Origin of the sequence: Limosilactobacillus reuteri (assembly GCF_034259105.1) — a bacterium.
Taxonomy (GTDB): Bacteria; Bacillota; Bacilli; order Lactobacillales; family Lactobacillaceae; genus Limosilactobacillus; species Limosilactobacillus reuteri_G.
Genome location: NZ_CP139478.1, coordinates 635,163 through 657,542, shown reverse-complemented (window position 1 = coordinate 657,542; position 22,380 = coordinate 635,163). Strand labels below are relative to the sequence as shown.

At 39.0% G+C, this 22,380-nt stretch carries 18 protein-coding genes; all 18 read right to left on the bottom strand.

What is annotated here, in order from left to right; translation table 11 throughout:
• Window positions 1–145 precede the first annotated feature (145 nt).
• The 18 genes from SH603_RS04050 to SH603_RS03965 all read right to left on the bottom strand — a co-directional run bounded on the left by SH603_RS04050 (window position 146) and on the right by SH603_RS03965 (window position 22,366).
• Window positions 146–1,519 (bottom strand): DEAD/DEAH box helicase, encoded by a 1,374-nt coding sequence (locus SH603_RS04050; RefSeq protein WP_003676050.1) that lies wholly within the window; start codon window positions 1,517–1,519, stop codon window positions 146–148.
• 13 nt (window positions 1,520–1,532) lie between these two features.
• Window positions 1,533–2,492, bottom strand: a complete 960-nt coding sequence (locus tag SH603_RS04045; RefSeq protein WP_003676051.1) for a DHH family phosphoesterase — start codon at window positions 2,490–2,492, stop codon at window positions 1,533–1,535.
• Window positions 2,493–2,618: 126 nt separating this feature from the next.
• Window positions 2,619–3,083, bottom strand: coding sequence for a preprotein translocase subunit YajC (gene yajC, locus SH603_RS04040; protein ID WP_169472630.1), 465 nt, complete (start codon window positions 3,081–3,083; stop codon window positions 2,619–2,621).
• Window positions 3,084–3,154: 71 nt separating this feature from the next.
• Window positions 3,155–4,243, bottom strand: a complete 1,089-nt coding sequence (locus SH603_RS04035) for a tRNA guanosine(34) transglycosylase Tgt (protein ID WP_169471826.1) — start codon at window positions 4,241–4,243, stop codon at window positions 3,155–3,157.
• Window positions 4,244–4,255: 12 nt separating this feature from the next.
• Entirely contained in the window at window positions 4,256–5,272 is a 1,017-nt protein-coding gene (gene ruvB / locus SH603_RS04030) for a Holliday junction branch migration DNA helicase RuvB (protein ID WP_019252993.1), read from the bottom strand.
• Window positions 5,273–5,286: 14 nt separating this feature from the next.
• Window positions 5,287–5,886, bottom strand: coding sequence for a Holliday junction branch migration protein RuvA (gene ruvA, locus SH603_RS04025; RefSeq protein WP_169478015.1), 600 nt, complete (start codon window positions 5,884–5,886; stop codon window positions 5,287–5,289).
• Between the two features lie 12 nt (window positions 5,887–5,898).
• Entirely contained in the window at window positions 5,899–7,905 is a 2,007-nt protein-coding gene (gene mutL / locus SH603_RS04020) for a DNA mismatch repair endonuclease MutL (RefSeq protein WP_169471828.1), read from the bottom strand.
• 11 nt (window positions 7,906–7,916) lie between these two features.
• Entirely contained in the window at window positions 7,917–10,562 is a 2,646-nt protein-coding gene (gene mutS, locus SH603_RS04015; protein ID WP_321534129.1) for a DNA mismatch repair protein MutS, read from the bottom strand.
• Window positions 10,563–10,627: 65 nt separating this feature from the next.
• Window positions 10,628–11,758: an IS30 family transposase gene (locus SH603_RS04010; RefSeq protein WP_013923736.1), complete on the bottom strand. Its 1,131-nt coding sequence runs from the start codon at window positions 11,756–11,758 to the stop codon at window positions 10,628–10,630.
• A gap of 258 nt (window positions 11,759–12,016) precedes the next feature.
• Window positions 12,017–13,558: a ribonuclease Y gene (gene rny / locus SH603_RS04005; RefSeq protein WP_169472646.1), complete on the bottom strand. Its 1,542-nt coding sequence runs from the start codon at window positions 13,556–13,558 to the stop codon at window positions 12,017–12,019.
• A gap of 234 nt (window positions 13,559–13,792) precedes the next feature.
• Window positions 13,793–14,881, bottom strand: a complete 1,089-nt coding sequence (recA, locus tag SH603_RS04000) for a recombinase RecA (protein ID WP_169472633.1) — start codon at window positions 14,879–14,881, stop codon at window positions 13,793–13,795.
• A gap of 89 nt (window positions 14,882–14,970) precedes the next feature.
• Window positions 14,971–16,218 (bottom strand): competence/damage-inducible protein A, encoded by a 1,248-nt coding sequence (locus tag SH603_RS03995; protein ID WP_321534128.1) that lies wholly within the window; start codon window positions 16,216–16,218, stop codon window positions 14,971–14,973.
• Between the two features lie 124 nt (window positions 16,219–16,342).
• Window positions 16,343–16,930, bottom strand: coding sequence for a CDP-diacylglycerol--glycerol-3-phosphate 3-phosphatidyltransferase (pgsA, locus tag SH603_RS03990; protein WP_169478017.1), 588 nt, complete (start codon window positions 16,928–16,930; stop codon window positions 16,343–16,345).
• Between the two features lie 27 nt (window positions 16,931–16,957).
• Window positions 16,958–17,995: a helix-turn-helix domain-containing protein gene (locus SH603_RS03985; protein ID WP_321534127.1), complete on the bottom strand. Its 1,038-nt coding sequence runs from the start codon at window positions 17,993–17,995 to the stop codon at window positions 16,958–16,960.
• A gap of 98 nt (window positions 17,996–18,093) precedes the next feature.
• Complete coding sequence (yfmH, locus tag SH603_RS03980) at window positions 18,094–19,392, bottom strand: EF-P 5-aminopentanol modification-associated protein YfmH (protein ID WP_321534126.1); 1,299 nt, start codon at window positions 19,390–19,392, stop codon at window positions 18,094–18,096.
• 4 nt (window positions 19,393–19,396) lie between these two features.
• Window positions 19,397–20,644, bottom strand: coding sequence for an EF-P 5-aminopentanol modification-associated protein YfmF (gene yfmF / locus SH603_RS03975; RefSeq protein ID WP_321534125.1), 1,248 nt, complete (start codon window positions 20,642–20,644; stop codon window positions 19,397–19,399).
• A gap of 202 nt (window positions 20,645–20,846) precedes the next feature.
• Entirely contained in the window at window positions 20,847–21,698 is an 852-nt protein-coding gene (locus SH603_RS03970) for an amino acid ABC transporter substrate-binding protein (RefSeq protein ID WP_169471614.1), read from the bottom strand.
• Between the two features lie 17 nt (window positions 21,699–21,715).
• On the bottom strand, window positions 21,716–22,366 hold the full coding sequence (locus SH603_RS03965) for an amino acid ABC transporter ATP-binding protein (protein ID WP_003676075.1): 651 nt from the start codon (window positions 22,364–22,366) through the stop codon (window positions 21,716–21,718).
• Window positions 22,367–22,380 lie beyond the last annotated feature (14 nt).

Sequence of the window (22,380 nt, the reverse complement as noted above, 5' to 3'; positions counted from 1 at the left end):
ACCCAAGGTTAAATATCAAATTATCCGAATGGGGAGCACTAAAACTAGGAAATCAGTTGTCACACCTTACCAACTGTCTCTGAAATTTCCGTTAGCTATAGCATGTCCCAGACGTGTCATATTATAGCGAACAATTACTTTAAAATCAACGGGCATTTCGTTCACGGCGATGTTGCTTTTGGCGGGCGCGTTTAGCTTTCCGAATCTTATGCCGTAATTCAAGTTTCCGTTTTTGTTGTTCATCTTCTTTAATCGCCTTTTTAATCCGTTTCTTATAACCAGGTTTAACCTTCTTCTTAGTCTTTTTTACGTAACCCTTCATTGATGGATCGAGTTCATTTTGCCGCCGCTTATAATGCTTCCGGCGATTACGGTCATGGGTAGTTACTAGTTGACCATTCTTTAATTCTTTTGGTACAAATTTAACTCCCCGCTCCTCAAGCTTAGCAATTAAATCGTCTTCTGCTGGCTCATATAGGGTAATGGCTGTTCCCTTCATCCCATTTCGCCCGGTACGGCCAACTCGATGAACAAAATATTCAAGATCAGTTGGTAAGTCGTCATTGATTACTAGTGATACTCCATCAATATCAATTCCACGAGCTGCTAGATCAGTTGCTACAACATATTGATATTCAAGATCACGGATTTGCCGCATTGTCCGTTTACGACGACGAGCTTCTAGTCCCCCATGAATCATTGCTACTTTGAGCCCTTGATTTTCTAAGTACTGGGTTAATTCAACTGCTCGCTCTTTTGTATTAGCAAATACCAACGCAAGATATGGTTCACCAAGAGTCAGCAAACGATAAATTAGCTGGTTACGATCCTGCCCCTTAGTAGACATTAACCAATTATCCACGTCTGGATTAATTACTGCTTCAGTAGGAATCTCTTCAACTACTGGATTTTCCATATATTTTTTTAAGAATGGGCGCAGTTTCTGCGGAATCGTTGCTGAGAAAACCATCATTTGAAGGTCATCAGGAAAATGACTGGCAATTTGGTCAACTTCATGCAAGAATCCCATATCTAGGGTCATGTCCGCTTCATCCACCACAAACATTTTCGCTGTGTGAATATCCAATGCCTGACTCTTGATTAAATCCAATACTCTTCCTGGAGTTCCAATAACCAATTGAGGTTGTTTTCGGCTTAATTGGTCAACTTGATGCTGCTTATCTGTACCACCGACATAATTGTGAATGGTAAGAGGATGAGGAGCATATTTATTAAGTTGCTTGGCCGCATTATAAATTTGGTATGCTAATTCCCGACTAGGAGTTGTAATTACTGCTTGAACGGTTTGATCTTCTGGATTGATCTTTGAAAAAATCGGTAAGAGGAAGGCATGTGTTTTCCCACTACCAGTCGCTGATTGCCCAACAACACTTCGTCCCGCCATAATCACTGGTATTACTCGTTGTTGGACCGGTGTTGGTTGACGAAAATTAATTTTTTGAATTGCTGTTAACAGATAAGGTTGTAACTGAAAATCAGCAAATTTTTTATCACTCATAGCTATTTCCCTTTCATTTTTGGTTTGCATAACTTTGTGTTAATTGGTCCAATTCATCAATCACTTGTTTAATTTCTGCTTCATCTTTAGCCTTGGCGCCACTAGCAAGGGGATGTCCACCACCATCGTGCTGCTTAGCTAATTCATTAATTGTTGGCCCCTTTGAACGGAGACGAATGCGATAATGGCCATCTTCTTGTTCTACAAAGATCGCCCAGGCAAGAACATCATGAATTCGACCTGGTAAAGAAACAATTGCGGATGTCCCGGCTTCAGTTAATCCGAATTGTTCTAAAATTTCATTGGTTAAGATAACATATGCGGCTCCATTATCTAATATCTGCAAATTTTCATAAACGTATGCTGATAACCGGGCCACTGGTAAGGTAATTTCATTTTCGTGCTGACTAATTTCCGCTGCATTTGCGCCGGCCGCCATTAACGAACCTGCAACTAGCATCGTTCGAGGAGTTGTTGCTGGATAAAGAAAACGACCTGTATCGCCAATAATTCCTGCATATAAGGCATGGGCAGCCTTCTGGGGAAGAGTTAATTCTTTTGCAAATCGTTGATAAAAACTATAAATCATTTCAGAACAGCTAGAAGCATCTGGTTCAACCCACATAATATCGCCAAAGGGTTCATCATTAGGATGGTGATCAATCTTAATAAGCTCGTCCCCATTATCAAAGCGCCGATCATCAATTCGTGGCGCATTTGCTGTATCCGTAACAATTACTAATGCATCATCAAATGTCTGATTGTCAATCGTATCCATCTCACCGATCCAATCAAACCCTGGAATATGCTTCCCTACAACATAAATTTGCTTGTATGGGAATGAAGCCCGTAAAATTTCCGCAAGGCCAACTTGTGAGCCAATTGCATCTGGATCAGGGCGTTGATGCCGATGAATAATTATTTTATTGTACTTTTTGATTTGTTCAAAAATTGCTGTTAATGGATCTGCCATTATGCTATTCTCCTTACCCGAATAAAATTTAACACTATCTTTTAGTATAGCAATAAACGCGATTAACAACCAAATAAAAAAGATGAAAATATTCGCTCGTTTACGACTATTTTCATCTAAATTAAATTACTTTTCTTCGCTGTCTTTTTGTTCATCGCTAGCACTCGCTACAGATGCAGACTCACTAGCAGCGCTATCTGCTGAAGCATCTACAGAACTGTCAGCTGCAGAACTAGCAACAGCTTTATTATCTTGGGAAGCTTCACTAGCTGGTACATCTGCTCGTTTGATAACACGGGCAATTGCCACCATATCAAAAGTAAGGTAGATCCCTTCACAATCTAAAGTAACTGTCCGGTCAGCCTTATTGATTGAATCAATCTTACCATGCATCCGGCCAATCGTAACAACTTCATCACCTGGGTGTAATTCATTCATCATCTCTTGGTGTTCTTTACGTTGCTTTTGTTGTGGGCGAATCATAAAGAAGTACATTAATGCTACCATTAAGATGATTAAAATAATTCCTGAGTAACCACTTGCATTATTAGATGAAGCAGCACCAAGAACAAAACTACTCAAACTATTCACGGTTTATCCATCCCTTCAAAAAGTTAACTAATATTAACTTTAACAAACTTTACTGCAAAAAGCTATATGCTCTATTGATTCTGCAATAATTCTTGAACAAATTTTTTTGTTTGATGATTTTTAATTGCTTGTCGGAGACTACTCATTAATTTATTGAGGGTAAACAGATTATGCTGCAGCAAAAGTTGTTCACCGTAAAAACTTTGATTGGTAATTAAGCTATGGAGCAATGCTCTTGAATAGCCCGCGCGACAAGTTGCACACGCACATTGACGATCAAGCACTTGTGAATCGAAGCTAAAATGTTGACGATCAAGATGAAGAACTGTCGCTCCGTGATTAACTAATGCAATCCCATTAGCCGCTTTTTTAGCTGCTAGATTACTATCAATTAAATCAACTCCTGCTAAAATTGCCTCTATCAGCTGGTCAAAAGAAAGTGCAGCAGGGAGGTAGCGCAGTTTTTCCTCTTCTAGTTTAGGCGTAATTTCATTAATGATTCGACTAAACTCTTGATCATCTAAGCTGCTAGGGATCCCACTCAAACGATAGCCGCTTAACCCAGCCTCATCGACCGCCTTAATACTGGCTGTCCGCAAATCTTTTAAGCCGCCACCAACAATTGAACCAAGGGCTTGTCCTTTTTGGGGCTTAACAACAGATAACCAGTCATTAGTTTGTCTTACCCCTACTTTTAAATCATCAACTGGCGCATAATAATCTGTTGCTTGGTCAAAGCTTTGAAAAATATCAGCCCCGAGCGCTTCTTGAACTTGAAGAGCAGTTTCTGGTTGCCAGAATTTTAGTTGTCCCGTTACCGGATCATGAAAACGAACGCCATCATGTTTTTCCCCGCGTGGCTTTGCTAAATGATAGGCCTCCTCAGTTCCTAAGTCCACAAATAAAAGGCCATCCCACTGAAAAAGTTGGTGGAGGTCTCCTAATTTTTCAGTCATCGAACCATATTTTAGCCAACGCTTTAATCCACTTGTCTTAACTGCGCATACACCAGCCTGATTAAGCTGGTTGGGTGATAACTTTGCTAATTCATCTCCACTGGCAACCAAAGCCGGTGTTTCAATTTGTCGTCCATTAATCTGCAAAATTCCGGTTCGTGCTTGGCCATCACTTTGATTAATTGTAAATTCTAACTTACTCATAATTTTCCTCAATCAATTTTTATCAGTTGGATATTCAATCCCTAAATGTTCATATGCTGTCGGTGTCACTAACCGGCCGCGAGGAGTACGGCTAATAAAGCCGATCTGTAACAAATATGGTTCATACATTTCTTCAATCGTATTAGTTTCTTCACCAATATTTGCTGCAATTGTTTTTAATCCCACTGGACCTCCATGGTAGAAATTGATCATCGTTAACAACATTTTCCGATCAATCTCATCTAAGCCCCGATCATCAACTTGGAGCAGCGATAATGCTTGCTTAACAATTGCTGAATCAATGCTTTGTTTCCCTGCTACCTGGGCAAAATCACGCACCCGTTTTAAAAGGCGGTTTGCGATTCGCGGCGTACCACGTGAACGAAGAGATAGTTCATGGGCCCCTTCATTTTGAATACTAGTATGGAAAATCTTGGCAGAACGAAAAATAATTTTTGTCAGTTCATCTTGAGTATAGTAGTTCATGTGTTCAACGATCCCGAAACGATCACGTAATGGTGCCGATAACATTCCGGCCCGTGTCGTTGCCCCAATTAATGTAAATGGCGGAAGGGGAAAATGAACGGGGTGCGCAGTTGGTCCCTCACCAATAACAATATCAATATAGTAATCTTCCATCGCTGAATAAAGCATTTCTTCCACGACTTTGGGTAACCGGTGGATTTCATCAACAAAAAGGACATCCCCCGGTTTCAGCTCATTCAATAAAGCAACCAAATCTCCTGGCTTTTCGATCGCCGGTCCACTAGTTGTTTTGATATTAACACCCATCTCATTAGCTATTACCATCGCTAAAGTTGTCTTTCCTAATCCTGGAGGACCATATAACAATACATGGTCAAGGGCTTCTTCCCGGGATTGGGCCGCCTTAATATATACTTCTAGTTCGTGCTTGATTTTAGGTTGACCAATATATTCCCTTAGTTTCTGTGGTCGAAGAGTTATCTCCACTTGGCTTTCTTCTTCTCCTGATGGGTGATCTGATAAAATACCATGATCATTTTCCACAAGTCTTGCACCTCCTAGTTAAGCAACCTTAATGCTTGTCTTAAGTATTCATCAGTTGCCATTTGTTCTTCTTTCATTAATGTCTTTTGAACCTTTTTAATGTCCCGTTCCTTGTATCCTAATGAGGCCAATGCTTCCAAAGCATCTTTCAACTCACGATTTACTGTTGCATCAACGGTAAGCTGAGTTGTTGCAAATAATGAGCTGCTGCTTTCATTAGTGAGCTTATCACGTAAGTCTAACACAATTTGCGAAGCTGTCTTTTTCCCGATTCCTGGGAACTTAGTTAAATAGCTAACATTATTATTAGTAATTGCATCAACAAGTCCCTGATGATCAGGGTTTGCTAAAATTGCTAAAGCACTCTTTGGCCCAATTCCAGAAACATTGATTAATTGCATAAATAGTTTTTTTTCATTTTGATCTGTGAAGCCAAACAAGGAAATATTATCTTCACGAACTGCTTGGTAAACATATACTTGGACCTTCTTAGTCCGATCCTCTTGATAACGATAGGGGTTAGCCACTAATAATTTATAGCCAACCCCATTAACATCAACAACGATATATTGTGGTGCAACAACGGTTACAAGGCCTGTTAAGTATTCGTACAAGGTAATTCCTCCTTAAAATTCATGGTCATCAAAATCATCCGCATACGGGGTGTGTGAATCCTGAATTCGTTTAAACATTTTTTCTAAATCCTGATCATTAAAATGAACAGTTACCGGACGCCCATGCGGACAATTAAAAGGATTCTCACATTGTGGCAACCGTTTCAGCAAGGCTTTAGCTTCCCGTTCATCAAGGTGGTGGTTAGCCTTTATGGCCCGCTTACAGCTCATCATAATCGCTGTCTTCATTCGAAATTCTTTGACGGTTAGCTTTCCATTCTTAATTAACCAATCAATCATTTCTTTGGCCGTGTCTTCTTCTTGCCCCTCTTTAAACCAGGTTGGATGGGAACGCAAAATAAAACTATTCTGACCAAATGACTCTAATTCTAATCCGACCCCTGCAAGCGTATCGAGATGCTGATTAATTGTCATTGCGTCGACAGTCGAATAATTAAGAACAAGCGGAACCAAGAAATTTTGCTGATCAGCGCTCACTTCCCCAATTTTTTGGCGGTAATACTCATAATTAATTCGCTCCTGAGCAGCATGTTGGTCAACAATGTAAAGACCATCTCCTGCTTGTGCTAATAAAAAGGTTCCCTGAAGTTGACCAATATATTGAAGATCAGGAAACCGATTTTGCTGCTGATCTTGTTTATCATGAACATCCAATTCAATATTTGAAGGTTTTACTGGCTTCTTAGTCATAGTGGGAACTGGAGCAGAAAATGGCGTAACTTCACCTTCATTTTGATAACGCTCATCAAATTTTTGCATTGCAGGCGTATTTAAATCTTCAAGATGGTGGATAACGATCGGTGCTGGAATCTCACTATCAAGCGCGTCAGCATGTGCTGGATTATCAGCTTCTGGAGTTGAAATCTCAGTTGCCGCCTTTTCTGTTGCCGGCACTGACGAAATCGGGGCGGCGTAATAAACAGGTGATGCTTCCTTTAACCGGCGATCAAGGTCCGCTACCTCATCATCATTAGGAATAAATTGGTCAGCATCGACATCTGGAATTAGGTTCTCAACTGCTATTCGCTGCCGAATCGTTTCAGCAATCAATTTTATTAGTTGCTGTTCTTTGCTCAAACGAACCTCGCGTTTAGCTGGATGGACATTCACATCAACTAAAACAGGGTCCAGGTCAATGTTAATTACCGCGATCGGATAACGACCAACCATTAGTTTTGATTCATATCCCTGAATAATTGCCTTTGTTAATTCAAAATTACGAATATACCGATGGTTAATTGTGATTGTTATATATTGGCGTGATGCTCGTGTTAATTCTGGTAAGGAAACAAAACCACTAACTTTAAAATCATCATCTGCACCACTTATTTCAAGCATCTTGCGTCCTGCTTGAACTCCATAAATTGCTGCAACTACTTGCTGTAAATTATTATTACCTGCCGAACGAAATAATTCCCGCCCATTATGGGTAAAGCTAAAAGCAACCGCTGGATTAGCAAGGGCAAGTCGATTAATGATATCCGTAATTCTGGTTAGCTCCGTTTGAGGTGATTTTAAGTACTTTAATCGCGCAGGAGTGTTAAAGAATAAGTCGGTTACCTTAATATCGGTTCCTTGACGCGCACCAGCCGGCTTCACTACTAATTCTTTTCCTCCCCGCAAATAAATCATTGTTCCTTCTTCTTGACCAGCTTGAGCAGTCGTAAGAGTTACATCAGCAACTGAAGCAATACTAGGTAACGCTTCGCCACGAAAGCCCATCGTCTGCACCTTAAAGAGGTCATGGCGAGAATTAATCTTACTGGTTGCATGACGGTGAAATGCTAGCCTAATATCTTCAGCAGCGATTCCGTCACCATCATCAATCACCCGCACGCTGTCTAAGCCAGAATTTTCAACAATAATATCTACACGGTGACTATGGGCATCCAATGAATTTTCAACTAATTCTTTTACAATTGATGCTGGACGTTCAATTACTTCACCGGCAGCAATTTGATTGGCTAAAATATTATCTAATTCATGAATCTTTCCCATTAAATATCACCTTATTTCAATTTCTGCTGCCACTTATAAATTTGATTCATTACATCCATGGGTGTCATCCCCATTAAATTAAGTTCTTTTAATTGATGTAAAATCCGCCAATCAACACTCGATTCTTTTTTCTCAGGTTGAGTAGCAAATAATTCAAGTTGACCATTATCTTCAACAACTGGTGCAGCCTCTTTCTTTACAGGTGCCGCTTCATTTATCTTCGCTGATATTGGTTCCGTATGATAATTATCTGTTGCCGTTTTAGGCGTATTCGGTAGTTTTACATCCTTTTGCTCTAATTTTTGCAAAATAGTATCTGCACGTTTTAACAATGAGGATGGCATTCCTGCTAGTTTAGCCACGTGGATTCCGTAAGACTTATCTGCAGGACCTGCGCTTACCTTATGCAAGAATACTAACTCCCCATCTTTTTCCGTTGCTCCTACGTGAACATTTTTAAGCCGTGCCAAGCTATTCTCAAGAGCTGTCAGTTCATGATAGTGAGTGGAAAATAGCGTCTTAGCACGAACATGCTGATGAACATACTCAATAATCGCTTGCGCCAATGCCATCCCATCATAAGTTGCGGTTCCCCGACCAATTTCATCAAAGAGAATCAAACTACGATCCGTGGCATGAGTCAAAGCATTATTTGCTTCCATCATTTCAACCATGAAGGTACTTTCACCAGAGATTAAGTCGTCAGCTGCCCCAATGCGCGTAAAGACTTGATCAAAAATTGGCAATTCAGCGGATTTAGCAGGGACAAAACAGCCAATTTGTGCCATTACCGCAATCAATGCTAGCTGACGCATATAGGTACTCTTCCCTGACATGTTTGGCCCAGTAATCAGGAGAATATCTGTATCTTCTCCCATCAAAACATCATTAGGCACATATTCCTGGTGTCCCATAAACTTTTCCACAACTGGGTGACGACCATCTTTAATTTTTAATACGTGACCAGTATTCATTTCAGGACGGACAAAGTGGTAGTCTTCACTAACAACCGCAAAGCTTTGGAGTACATCTAATTCCGCAAGTTGTTGTGCTAATTTTTGCAGGCGTGTAATTTGTCCCTTGACTTGTTCACGGATTTTAACAAAAATATCATATTCCAAGGCTGTTGACTTTTCTTGCGCCCCCATTATCAATGCCTCTTTTTCTTTTAATTCTGAAGTAGAAAAACGTTCAGCATTAACTAATGTTTGTTTACGCTCATAGCGATCTTTAGGAAGCTTATCAAGATTAACTTTTGTAACCTCAATATAATAGCCAAATACATGATTATAACCAATTTTGAGGTTATTTATGCCCGTTAATTTCCGTTCATGTTCTTGCAAGTCCGCAATCCACTGTTTTCCATTATTCATCGCATCACGGTATTGGTCTAATTGGTCATTATAGCCATCCTTAATTACGCCACCTTCAGTAACAGCAATTGGCGGTTCTTCAACAATTGATTGATCAATTAAATCTGCCACATCGTCCAAGGGATCCAATTGTTTTTGCAGTTCTTCAAAGACAGGTGAATCAAGGGTTTCTAAAACGTATTTTATTTTAGGAACTTGCTTTAAGGAAGTCTTAAGTTGAATAAGATCACGCCCATTAACACTTCCATAGGCAACCCGCCCTGCCAAGCGTTCAAGGTCATATACCTTAATTAACTCTTGCTGCAAATTACTTCTCTCAAAATAGTGGTCTAATAACTCTTGGACTTTATCTTGTCGTTCACTGATTGCATTTTGATTAATTAATGGCCGGTCAATCCATCGTTTAAGGAGGCGACTACCCATCGCTGTTTTTGTCTCATCCAAAAGCCATGCCAAGGTCCCCTGACACTTCCCACTTCGCATATTGCGCATTAATTCAAGATTTGTTTTTGAATAGTGATCGATCTTCATAAAAGAACTTGGTTGATATGCAATTGCTTTCTGCAGGTGGGCCAAAGAGCGCTTTTGGGTCGTTAATAAGTATGACACAAGTAACGCAACAACGTGCTGTTGAGCTTGATCATCAAGGTCTTGAGTAAGATAGCTAATCTCAGCATTTTTAAGGACCGTTGGCTGATGTGATTGAAGGATATTTCGTTGCTTAAACTGAGTTGTTATTTCAGCTGGCAACTCACCGTCCACAACTACTTCCTTGCTTTGGAGATTAACCAATTCATTAACCGCGTCATTTGCATTATTTAAGCTTGTCGTTTTAAGCTCCCCAGTTGATAAGTCGGTATAGGCAATACTAAATACCCCATTTTGTCCACTAATCGCTGCAAGATAATTGTTATCACGTGCCTGTTCACCATTTAGATCCATTTGCGTTCCAGGTGTAATTAAACGGGTAACGGCTCGCTTAACCATCCCTTTCGCCTTTTTAGGGTCTTCCATCTGTTCGCAGATTGCTACTTTATAACCCTTATCAATTAAAATATCAATATAGTTATTAACCGCGCGATGGGGCACTCCACACATTGGAATTGGATTTTTCGCACTATGATTTCTCGTTGTTAATGTTAGCTCAAGAAGTTGCGCTCCTTTAACTGCATCGTCATTAAATAGCTCATAAAAATCACCAAGTCGGTAAAATAAAAAGGCATCTGGATATTGATCTTTTACCTTTTGATATTGTTCCATCATCGGTGTTGTTTTTTTTTCCACTAAATTTCACCCCGTTAATATATTTTTTAATCTCCTAAATTTCAAGAATAAGTTAGCCACTGGACTCAAATAAATAATACTGACCAATTGATTATTGGTTGATGGAGCTGTGATATCTCTTGGTAGAAGGCCTTACGATAGATATCCATTGACGAATGTCCATTAAACATAGCTCGTGGATAGTGATTCATCCAATCATTAGTCGCTATGATCTGAGCACTACTATAGTTATTTATAGCTTCACCTTTGGTAATCTCCTTGCGGAGAAACCGGTTATTGATCTCATTGGATCCACGTTCCCAAGGGGAATACGGATCAGCATAGAAAACATGATCGTGAACTTGTGTTAACTCACTAAATTCTGAACCGTTGTCAGAGGTTATTGTCTTAAAGATGCGATAGTAAGCATCTGTGCCCATTTTCTGGCGTAAATTTATAAAGAACTGATTTACTGCATGCGCAGTTTTACCAGCAATTTTACTCGTGATATTAACTCGTGAAAGGCGATCAGTCATTACTAGTACAACACTGTCATTACCGTTTTTCTGTCCCTGAACTGTATCTAGTTCCCAATGGCCAATTTCGGACCGTTGGTCCGCAGTTTGAGGTCGTTGAGCAATATTAGGCCCTAAGCACCTTTTAGCTTGCGGATGAGTTCGATGATGCTTACGTTTAGGTTTTTCAAAGAGGTCTAAATTGGACGTACGAAGCACACCCTCATTAATCCATTGATATAAAGTTACAACCGACTTTGGGATCAGGGTGCCATCATTCATTAAATCTCGAGCCTTATAAATAACCGCTTGTGGGGAGTAATGGTGGTCGTCAAACTCACCAAGCATTAGCTGATCAGCTAATCGTAAAAATTGCTTTGAAGAATAATATAAGCGACGACGACCAGAATGGCGGTGATGTTCAAGATATGTGGCCTGACCAGCTTCATAACTATAGATGTAGTAAGAATATTCGTAAATCTTACCATTAGATTTTTGACGACGAAGTTGGCGGACCGTACCACGGTTGAGCTCGTTATTAATTGTTTGATGATTAACTCCTAATTGGCGACCAATTGCGCGATTGGAAAGTCCTTGCGACTTTAAAGTCGCAATCATCACACGTTCTTCTTTAGTAAGATGAGCATTCTTTTTATGAGTAGTCAATAAACTAGTAGACATGGTATCATTTAAGTGCGTCATTTGACGGACATCCTTTCATATAGGTTTGGTTCACTTAATATGATACCTGATGTCACGCCGAATGGCGTTTTTTATTTACCACCAACTGGGTGGCTAACTTCATTCTATAATCCACCATATTTTTTAATCTTAATAATAAACTAATTATATTTTTTGTCTAAATCTACTGCAAGATCTCTGTTAATGATGGATGTTATTTAAAATAATAAAGAGACTGAAGGTTGTACCCAGCCTCTTTATAGGAACTGAAAAATCAGTTTATTTAGCATAATCAACTGCTCGAACTTCCCGAATAACGGTTACTTTAATATGTCCTGGATATTCTAATTGCTTTTCAATTTTGTTCTTAATATCATGTGACAAAGTTGTTGCCTGCAAATCAGAAATCTTCTTCGGTTTGACAATCACGCGAAGTTCTCGACCAGCTTGAATTGCATAACTATGGTCGACACCATCATAACTGTTTGCTATGCTTTCTAGTTTCTTTAAACGTTGAATGTATTGTTCTAATGACTCGCTTCGAGCACCAGGACGGGCCCCTGAAATTGCGTCTGCTGCTTGTACAAGAACAGCAATTACAGAATTAGCAGGGACATCTCCATGGTGAGAAGCAATCGTATTGATAACCACTTTATTCTCTTTATACTTGCGGGTTAGTTCTACACCTAACTCAACATGTGAACCATCAACTTCATGATCAATTGCCTTTCCAATATCATGAAGGAGTCCAGCACGTTTTGCTAATGTAACATCTTCTCCAAGTTCAGCAGCCATAATTCCGGCTAACTTAGCAACTTCGATTGAGTGGTCTAAGACATTTTGACCGTAACTAGTCCGGTACTTCATTCTTCCGACCGTCTTAATTAGGTCTGGATGCATTGAATGAATTCCTAGATCAAACAATGCTTGCTCACCAGTCTCCCGTAGTTGAGTATCCATCTGCTTACGAGCCTTATCAACAGCTTCTTCAATTCGTGCAGGATGAATACGACCATCTTGAATTAATTTTTCAAGCGCGATCTTAGCAATCTCACGTCGTACAGGATCAAAGCCACTCAATACGACAGCTTCTGGCGTATCATCAATAATCAAATCAATACCTGTTAACGTCTCTAAAGTTCTAATATTTCGACCTTCACGACCAATTATTCTTCCCTTCATATCATCATTAGGAAGATTAACAACCGAAACAGTCGTCTCTGAGACAACATCCGCAGCACTACGCTGAATTGCTTCAACAATTAATTTCTTTGCATTACGTTCTGCAGAAAGTTCCGCTTCTTGTTCACTGTCACGAATCATTACTGCTCGTTCAGTTTTTAACTGTTCTTTTACTTCAGATAATAATAACTGCTTAGCATCTTCTTGTGACATTTGAGCAACTTTTTCAACTTCTTGTTTGCATTGTTCAATTAAGGCTTCTGCTTGTTCCTTTGATTGATGAAGCTGCTCTTTTTCTTGATCTAATTTACGTTCACGAACGCCAACTGCATTCTCTCTTTTTTCTAGAGCGCTATCCTTATGATCTAAAGAAGCCTCCCGTTGGAGTAATCGGTCTTCCTGTCGTTGGACCTCACTCCGCCGCTGTTTTAACTCATCTTCCACTCTCTCGCGGTATTGATGACTCTCTTCTTTCGCTTCTAAAATAGCTTCTTTTTTCGCCGTTACTGCTTCTTGTTTTGCTTTAGAAATAATACCTTTAGCATCATTATGTGCTTCTGCCACTTGTTTTTCATATGAAACCTTGCGAATTACATAGCCGACAATAATTCCGACAACCATAGCAAGCGCGGCGAACATTAAAATTTTCACTATTTCACCTCCGCTTCAACTATTATGTTGTTGGTATGAATAAATTAATTTCACCGTGTAACGTCAAAAAACATCACACAAGTTAAATTTTAATCTTGCCACACTAAGGTGTCAACTATTGAATTTATCAATTGCTTAAACAGCCAGTATAAAAAGGGAAATCCCTAATATTCAGCTATTAATGCTAAAAAATTAGGGAATTTCAACTTCAAATATTATTATTTATTCTTTACTTGCTTCTTCAATTGTTTCTTTTTTATTTTCACCGGTCTTACCACTGGCTTTATCATCAGCAGTTTCTTTCGTTGACTTTTCATTTAACGGTTCCATCCCATTTGCAACACGAACTTTATCCATTAATTCATTCATGCTGTCTGGATGTTCCTTGAGCCACTTTTTAGCATTTTCACGACCTTGCCCAATACGTTCGCTACCATATGAGTACCAGGCACCGCTCTTGTCAACAAGATCGTTTTCAACCGCCATATCTAACAATTCACCAGTCTTAGAGATCCCCTCACCATACATGATGTCAACTTCACAACGTTTGAATGGCGGAGCAACCTTATTTTTAACAATCTTTACTTTAGCTTTATTTCCAATAACATCTGTACCATTCTTAATTTGTTCCGCACGACGAATTTCCATCCGGATAGTTGAGTAAAATTTAAGTGCCCGTCCACCAGTTGTTGTTTCAGGGTTACCAAACATCACTCCAACTTTTTCACGGATTTGGTTAATGAAAATAGCAATTGTCTTTGTCTTATTAATTTCACCAGAAAGCTTCCGAAGAGCCTGAGACATCAAACGAGCTTGTAATCCAACATGGGTATCACCCATATCACCATCAATTTCAGCACGAGGAACTAATGCTGCAACTGAATCAACAATTACTAAGTCAACTGCTCCACTTGAAATCAATGCATCAGCAATTTCTAATCCTTCTTCACCACTATCAGGCTGCGAAAGCAATAGGTCATCAATATTAACACCTAAGGCTTCTGCATATTGAGGATCAAGAGCATTTTCGGCATCAATATAGGCTGCTGTCCCGCCTTGCCGTTGTACTTCTGCTACCGCATGTAATGCTACAGTAGTCTTACCAGAACTTTCAGGACCATAAATTTCAACTATCCGACCACGAGGATATCCACCAATTCCAAGTGCCTTGTCAATAGCAAGGGAACCACTAGAAACTGAAGCAACCTTCATATCAGTGGCATCACCCATTCGCATAATAGAACCCTTACCGAAGTTCTTTTCGATCTTTCTGATAGCAACATCTAATGCTGCTTTTCGTTGGTCAGCCAAATCAAATTCCTCCTTTTTTACGGTTTATCCGATAACTAATAATAACAGTTTTAGCCAAAAAAACAAGAAAAAAGTGAACAAAAGTTCGTTTATTTTTTTAGTTCACGGTACATTAATTGAAGTCCATACTGAACACTTAACGTACGAATCGCCTGTCTTCCGACATAGGATGCAAGATATAATTGAACGGTTTTAGTTGGGCGTCCCTTCATTGCTAGTCCAATCCAGACCGTCCCCGCTGGTTGTCCTTCTAACATATCTGGACCTGCCACACCAGTAAATCCGATTCCAACTTCAACATTTAATTTTCGTCGACACCCTTCAGCCATTGCCGCAGCAGTTTCAGAACTTACTACCCCATACTGGTCAATCGTGTTATGGGGAATTCCTAATAACTTTTCCTTTGCACTAGCAGCATAGGTAACAAACCCACCATTAAAAACAGTCGAGGCTCCTGGTACGGAACAAATAGTACTTTGGAACATCCCCCCTGTTAAGCTTTCTGCTGCTGTCAATTTCCACCCGCGATTTTTTAATTGTTCAACGACAACTTTGGCAAGTGTAAGGTCATCCCCCACTCCAAAGAAAAATGGTTCTTCAACTGCAAGGATTGCTTTTTGTGCCTGATCAATTTTTTCTTCAGCTTCAATCACTGGTAAGTCACGCACGGTGAGTCGAACCTGGATTGCCGTTGGTTGAACATAAGAAGTAATGCTTATCCCTGAGATATCGTTAGTAGCATCTTCAATTTCATCCATTAATTGTGACTCCGGCTGCCCTAAAAAGTTTAATGTCCGACTAGTAATTTGTTTTCTTGTTTGAAAATATTGCTGGAGTTTAAGAACCAGGCTCTTTTCAACCATTGCCTTGAATTCAGCGGGTGGTCCCGGCAAGACAACCACAACTTTCCCCTTAGTTTCATACCAACATCCTAGAGCAAGCCCCACAGGATTAGCAAGCGGTTCTCCTCCCTGCGGATACTGGGCTTGACGAATATTCTCTGGTTCCATTTTTATTTGTCGTTGTTCAAATGTTTTTTGAATCCATTTCCAGTATTCTTCGTCAGTCTGCAACTCTTTCCCTAGGGTTTTAGCAACTGTAGGCATCGTAATATCATCTGCAGTTGGCCCAAGACCACCGCAAACAAAAACTAATTTAGCACGAGTCAAAGCGTGATTAATAACACGCTCTAACCTTTGTGATTGATCGTCAACAGTTGTTTGATAGGTAGCCGGTAAGTCAAGTTGGGTTAGTCTGTTAGCTAAGTACGCGGCATTGGTATTAACTATTTGTCCGAGGACTATTTCAGTTCCTACTGAGATAATTTCTGCATCCATAAAACTTCATCCCCTATTAATATATATACGTAAAGTATAGTCATTTTCACTAAAATCTTAAAACTATGAATGTAAAAAACATGAGGGTGAGAAAAAACAAAAGTTTTTTCTCACCCTCTATATCCTATTTAAATCCATCCGAAAAGACGTCGCGTCCCTGAATGAAGTAATCCACTCCAGAATAAATAGTAAAGAACAAGCAAATATATAACATAATTTGACCAAATGGAATATTCCAAATAGCAAAAATAACATTATTTAAGAGTAAGAAGATAATTGCAATAAACTGAGTAGTTGTCTTAATCTTCCCCGGCATTTTAGCGGCTAATACTACCCCGTCTTGTTCCACTAATAATAAGCGTAAGCCCGTAACAGATAATTCTCGCCAAATAATGATTGAAGTGACCCATGATGGGACAACACCATTTCCAGTCAAAACGATAAATGCAGTCATGACAAGCAACTTATCAGCAAGCGGATCCGTAAATTTTCCAAAATTAGTTACAAGATGGTGCCGTCGCGCAATTTGTCCATCAAGATTATCAGTAACTGTTGCTGCAATAAATAAAATAGCAGCAATAAGCTGAGCCATCGGAATAGTTGCTCCCCAAAAACTTACAGCTCCCCAACTTTGTAATGGCAGAACCATTAATAATAAGAAAAAGGGAATAATAATTAAACGTATAACAGTTAGTTTGTTTGGTAAATTCAATGTTCTAACTCCTTTAGTCCTCTTATATTAACGAGTTGGTTGATTATTTTGCTGACTAGCACTTGTCTGAGGACGACTGTTATTATTAGCAGCAGATGGTTGCGTAGCATTATTAGGACGAGCCGAGGATAAAGAAGCTTGACTTGAACTATTTGCTGACTGACTTGCTGAACTGCTGCTTGTTTGGGCATTACCAAAGTTAATCGTTACATTCCGCGTGTTTTGGTAACGGCCATTATTAGTAAAGTCGATTTCTTGATTACCGAGCTTTAACTTTGTTGCTCGAGCATTGCCGACCGTAATTACTAATGAAGTTGTATCACGACTTATTTTTACACTAGTTTTTTCATTGTTATTCAAAGTTTTGTTTAATAAGTCATTATTATTTGCCTTTACCTGCATCCATGAACGATCACTTGGCTCAATTTGTAGCGTTGTGTCTTTAGTAAGTTGACTTGCTGTATAAGTAACGCTTGTGTCATTCCGATTAGGTGCTTCTTGAAGCTTGATTGCTGTCAATTTGCTCTGCTTTGTACTTGTCTTTTTAGCAGAAGTAGCGGCCTTTTTACGACTCTCTCCAGAAACAGATACCGAACTATTATCAATCCGTGTAGAAGAATCGCGATGATTGCGAGCAATGGCCGTAATCCAAATCGCTGCCAACACCAAAATAATCACACAAGCAATAATAATCGTTGGCATGTAGTTACGAACCTTGTCTACGCTCCCACTAACAGTTTTTCGTTGGTTTTCACGGGTTTCAACTGCTTGAGCCAAGTGATCGGAATACTCTTCCGTTTTAGTCTGTGGTAATTGATCATCATATTTTTGCAATAATTCATTACCATCTAAGCCTACCGTATTGGCATATTGCTTAATGAACGCACGAACATAAAAGTCACCAGGAAGTTCATCAAAGTTTTCATCTTCAATCGCGATTAAATACCGCTTTTGAATCTTAGTCATTTGTTGAAGGTCATCAAGGGTATAGCCCTTTTCTTCCCGTGCTTTTCGTAAAATTTTACCGATTTCAAGTCGTTTTTGATCGTTCTCGTTCTCACTCATTATTCTATCTCCATTTTCATTTATCTTTACTCTTGGATATTATATCATGCTCAATTATATATTAGCTTATCGGAATAAATCTATAGGAAAAGTTTAGTTTATTGATGTTGCGGAACAACTTGGTATACCGAAATACCTTGCGGAGTAATAAACTCTTTTGCAACTTGATAAAGATCATCAATCGTAATAGTTTCCAAGGTCGCTATCTCATCCATCAAGCTAGCGCCAGCAAACAGGTCTCCAGCATAGCGATTAGCAATTGCTTCTGGCGAATCTAACAAGCCAATCAACTGCCCTAGTTCTGCTTTTTTAATTCCCTCAAATCTTGTCCGCGCCGCTTCAATTTGCTGATCAGCACTTTCAAGAATATCAATAACTTCATCTGCAAAGCGTTCCATCTGATCAGTATCAGAGCTAAAGTACGCAAAATGAAAGCCCCGTTGCATTTCAAAGTTGTAGCTAAACGTGTCATCCAATGTTTCATTGTTGTACAAACGTAAATAGTTATCTGAAGTATCGTCAAACAAAACATCTAACAAAAGATCAATTGCTAATTTGTAGTGGAGCCGTTCTTTACCATCATCAAATTGCTTGGTTCCTCGTAAGCCTACCATCACTTTAGGACGAACAATATCCATCGTTAGTGAACGGAATGGAATTACATCATGCGCAGTTGGATCGTTCAGGCTAAATAACCGTTGGGGTGTCTCTGCGGGAACGAAAATCTTTTGTTCTTGATTTTGTTTGATCCACGCCATTGTTTCTTTTGGATCTAAGCGTCCTACAAGGGAAAGGTTCATATTGGTTGGTTGATAGGAAGTCCGATAACTATCCATCAAAATTTCTGGTGTAATATGACTGATTGATTCAACCGTTCCCGCAATATCAATCCGCATTGGATCTTTGGGGTACAAATTACCTAAAATACCTAAGTAAAGCCGCCAACTCGGGTCATCCTCATACATTTGAATTTCTTGGCCAATAATTCCCTGCTCTTTCTTCACGGTTTCTGCAGTAAAGTATGGATCTTGAACAAAATCCAATAGAACATCTAAATTCTCATGGAGATTACTGGTCGTCGAAAAAAGATAACTTGTTTGGGTAAAACTAGTAAAGGCATTTGAATCAGCTCCTAGTTTACCAAACAAGTCAAAGGCATCATGATCTTTTTTCTCAAACATTTTATGTTCAAGGAAGTGGGCAACCCCGTCTGGAACAGTAATTGCCTCCTTTTGATGGTACGGTATAAAATGATTATCAATGGAACCAAAATCTGCTGTTAAAATAGCATATGTCTTATGGTAGCCTTCCATTGGTAAGAGCTGGACTTTCAAACCATTTGATAATTGTTCACGGTAAATGGACTGGTTAAATTTTTGATAAACTTCTCTATCCATATAATTATTTCTCACCACTTAATAAATAAACTGCCTGAAGCTTCATCTGTTTAGCAACACGCATAACGTCAGCTACGGTTACTTTTTTTATTTCGGTAATAAAGTTCTTATCCGATTCATTAACTAATTTGGTAACTAACTGTTGTTCCAAAACATTACTTGCCAAATCGTGCCCTGCCCGGTATTGGTTAATCAAACTATCTTGAACTTCACTTAACGTCTCAGTAGTAAAATCACCATTTTGTAAAGCGGATAGTTGTTCCTGAATCATATTTCGAACTTTTTCTTGATCACTCGCTTGAATTCCCGTTTGAACACTTACAATCCCATTGAATGGAAGAAGCCGGCTAGAAGCATAATAAGCTAAACTAGCTTTTTCACGGACATTCGTAAAAAGCTTTGAATATGGCGTGCCACCAAAAAGTCCATTGAAAACTAAGCCAGCATAGTAATCGGCGTCATGATAATAGATAGGCAAAGAATATGCCAAATTTAACTTTGCCTGATTTACTTGTTGATATTCTGTTTTTCTTTGAACTTGATCATACAATGCTTGATGATATAAAGGTGACTTATTAACAATGTTGCGATCCTTAAAAGGCAGCTTAGCAACAACTTGCTGAGCACGCATCGGATCAATGTCACCTAACACAAAAATATCAATTTTATCTTCATTAATCATTGAATGATACGTTGAAACTAAACTTTTAGCATTTAGGTTCTCAAGATCGGCAATTTGACCGAAACTAGGTACCTTCATTACAGAATCACTTTGGTAGTACAAGTCCATAAGACGTTGATTAGCCAAAAATTGTTTATCGTCATAAAGCGACTTTATCGCACTTTTTAAATTATTAGATTGAATTCTAAAAGTAGGACCATCAAATTCCCCGTCATCGATTAGCGGATGGAAAATGATCTCATTTATTAAGCCACTAATCTTTTCAAATAAATCTTCATCAACAAAGCGATTATTGACAAAACTTGCTCGTAATCGGACAGTATGCAATGTCCCCAGACGGTTAACATATAAATTAACATAGGCACCATATAAAGATGCCAATTGACGAGCCAAAGCCGTCTGTGTTGGATAGCGATGCGTGCTGGTCTCTAATAGGTTTGCCAATAAATTTCGTGCAGTAGCATTCGTTGGTGTTTGCGGAGTCGCAAAATCTATTAAGACGTGATTCATCTTAAATTGTTTTGTGGGTATAATGTGCAAGTCCACGCCACGAGCAAGATTAAAATCCACGTTCTCTTTCTCCCTTCAATATAAAATGCAGCAAGAGGGATTCCACTAGCTGCAACCTAGTTACATTCGAATTATCATACTGAATAATGATACGTTAAATATGAGTAAATTACAAACCGATTACGTAAATTCATCATATTTTTATTAATTTGTTTGTAGGAAATAATAAAGGGCAGAAACTATTTTCAAGTCCCTGCTCTTTTTATTTGGTGTTATCTGGTCCTAAGTAATTACTATCTTGACCGAACCATTTTTCATTAAGCTTCCATAATTCACCGTTTTTTTGTAAATTACCTAAACCTTGATTAATTTTCTTCTTTAAGGTCTTGTCACCTTTCCGCATTCCCACTGCAAAATGTTCCATTGGCAACTCTTTGCTGATATAAGTGCGGTATGAATTACTATTTGGTTGGTGCTTAATATAGTAATTAGCATAAACCTCATCCATTAAAATTCCTTGAATTCGATTTGCATTTAAGTCAATGAATGCATTAGGAAATGTATCATAAAGAACTGGTGTATGGTTCTTTATTTTATCTTTTAACAACTTTGGCTTCTCATCCAAAACGGTTACTCCCGTTGAACCATTCTGCACTCCGAGTGTTTTACCAGTCATTCCGTTCAAATTTTTAATGTTACTCTTCTTTTTAGTTACTAATATCTGCCGATTCTCTAAATAGTAACGACTAAAGGCAACCTTTTTGGCACGACTAGGATTAACAGAATAACCATTCCATAATAAGTCAATCGTCCCGTTTTTTAGCTCAGTCTCTTTCATTGACCAATCAATTGGCTGAAAATCAACCTTTATCCCATACTGCTTAAAAACAGCCCGGGCAAGATCAACGTCATAACCAACCAGCTTTCCATTCTTTTGGCGAAAACCCATTGGAACAAAGCTATCATCAAGGCCAACAATCACTCGTTTCCGTCGCTCGATCCGGTTCCATGTATCTTGCGTATCAGCACGCTTCGTTACACTTTCACAGCCACTAAGAAGGAGAACAGGTACTACTAACAAAATAAGTAACCAAATTGCTTTCGCTTTTTTCATCAGTATTTCTCCTCTCACTATTTATTCTGACGTTGATCAAGTGGTTGTACTCGTAAAATATCATCAGCAATATCTTCGGCAAATTCTAAATCGTGAGTAACAATTAATTGAGTCATTCCGTCCTTCTTTAATCCCAAAATAATATTAGCCACATCTTTTCGGAGGTTTGGATCAAGCGCTGATGTCGGTTCATCATAGCACAAAATTTTAGGCTTCATTGCTAATGCACGAGCAATTGCAACCCGTTGCTTTTGTCCACCCGAAAGTTGGTAGGGGTATAATTTCCCTTTTGTATTAAGGCCTAATTCTTCAAGCAGTTTTTGCGCATCAGCAATTGCTTCTTGTTTATCCTTTTTCAATACCATCATCGGCGCTAACGTGATATTTTCCATTACCGAAAGATTTGGGAAAAGCTTAAAATCTTGAAAAACCACACCGATTACCCGGTCAGCTGCATCTGTTCCCTGAGGGTCAAATCGACGACCGTTAATGAAAAACTCACCACTATCAGGAGTTTCCAGTCCAGTAATGCAACGAAGTAAGGTCGTTTTCCCAGCACCTGATGGACCAACAATACAAAGAATTTCACCATCTTTAACTGTTAAATTAACCCCATCTAAAATTTGCCGATCGCCAAAACTCTTTTTTAAATCTCGAACTTCTAACATTTAGATCCCCTCCT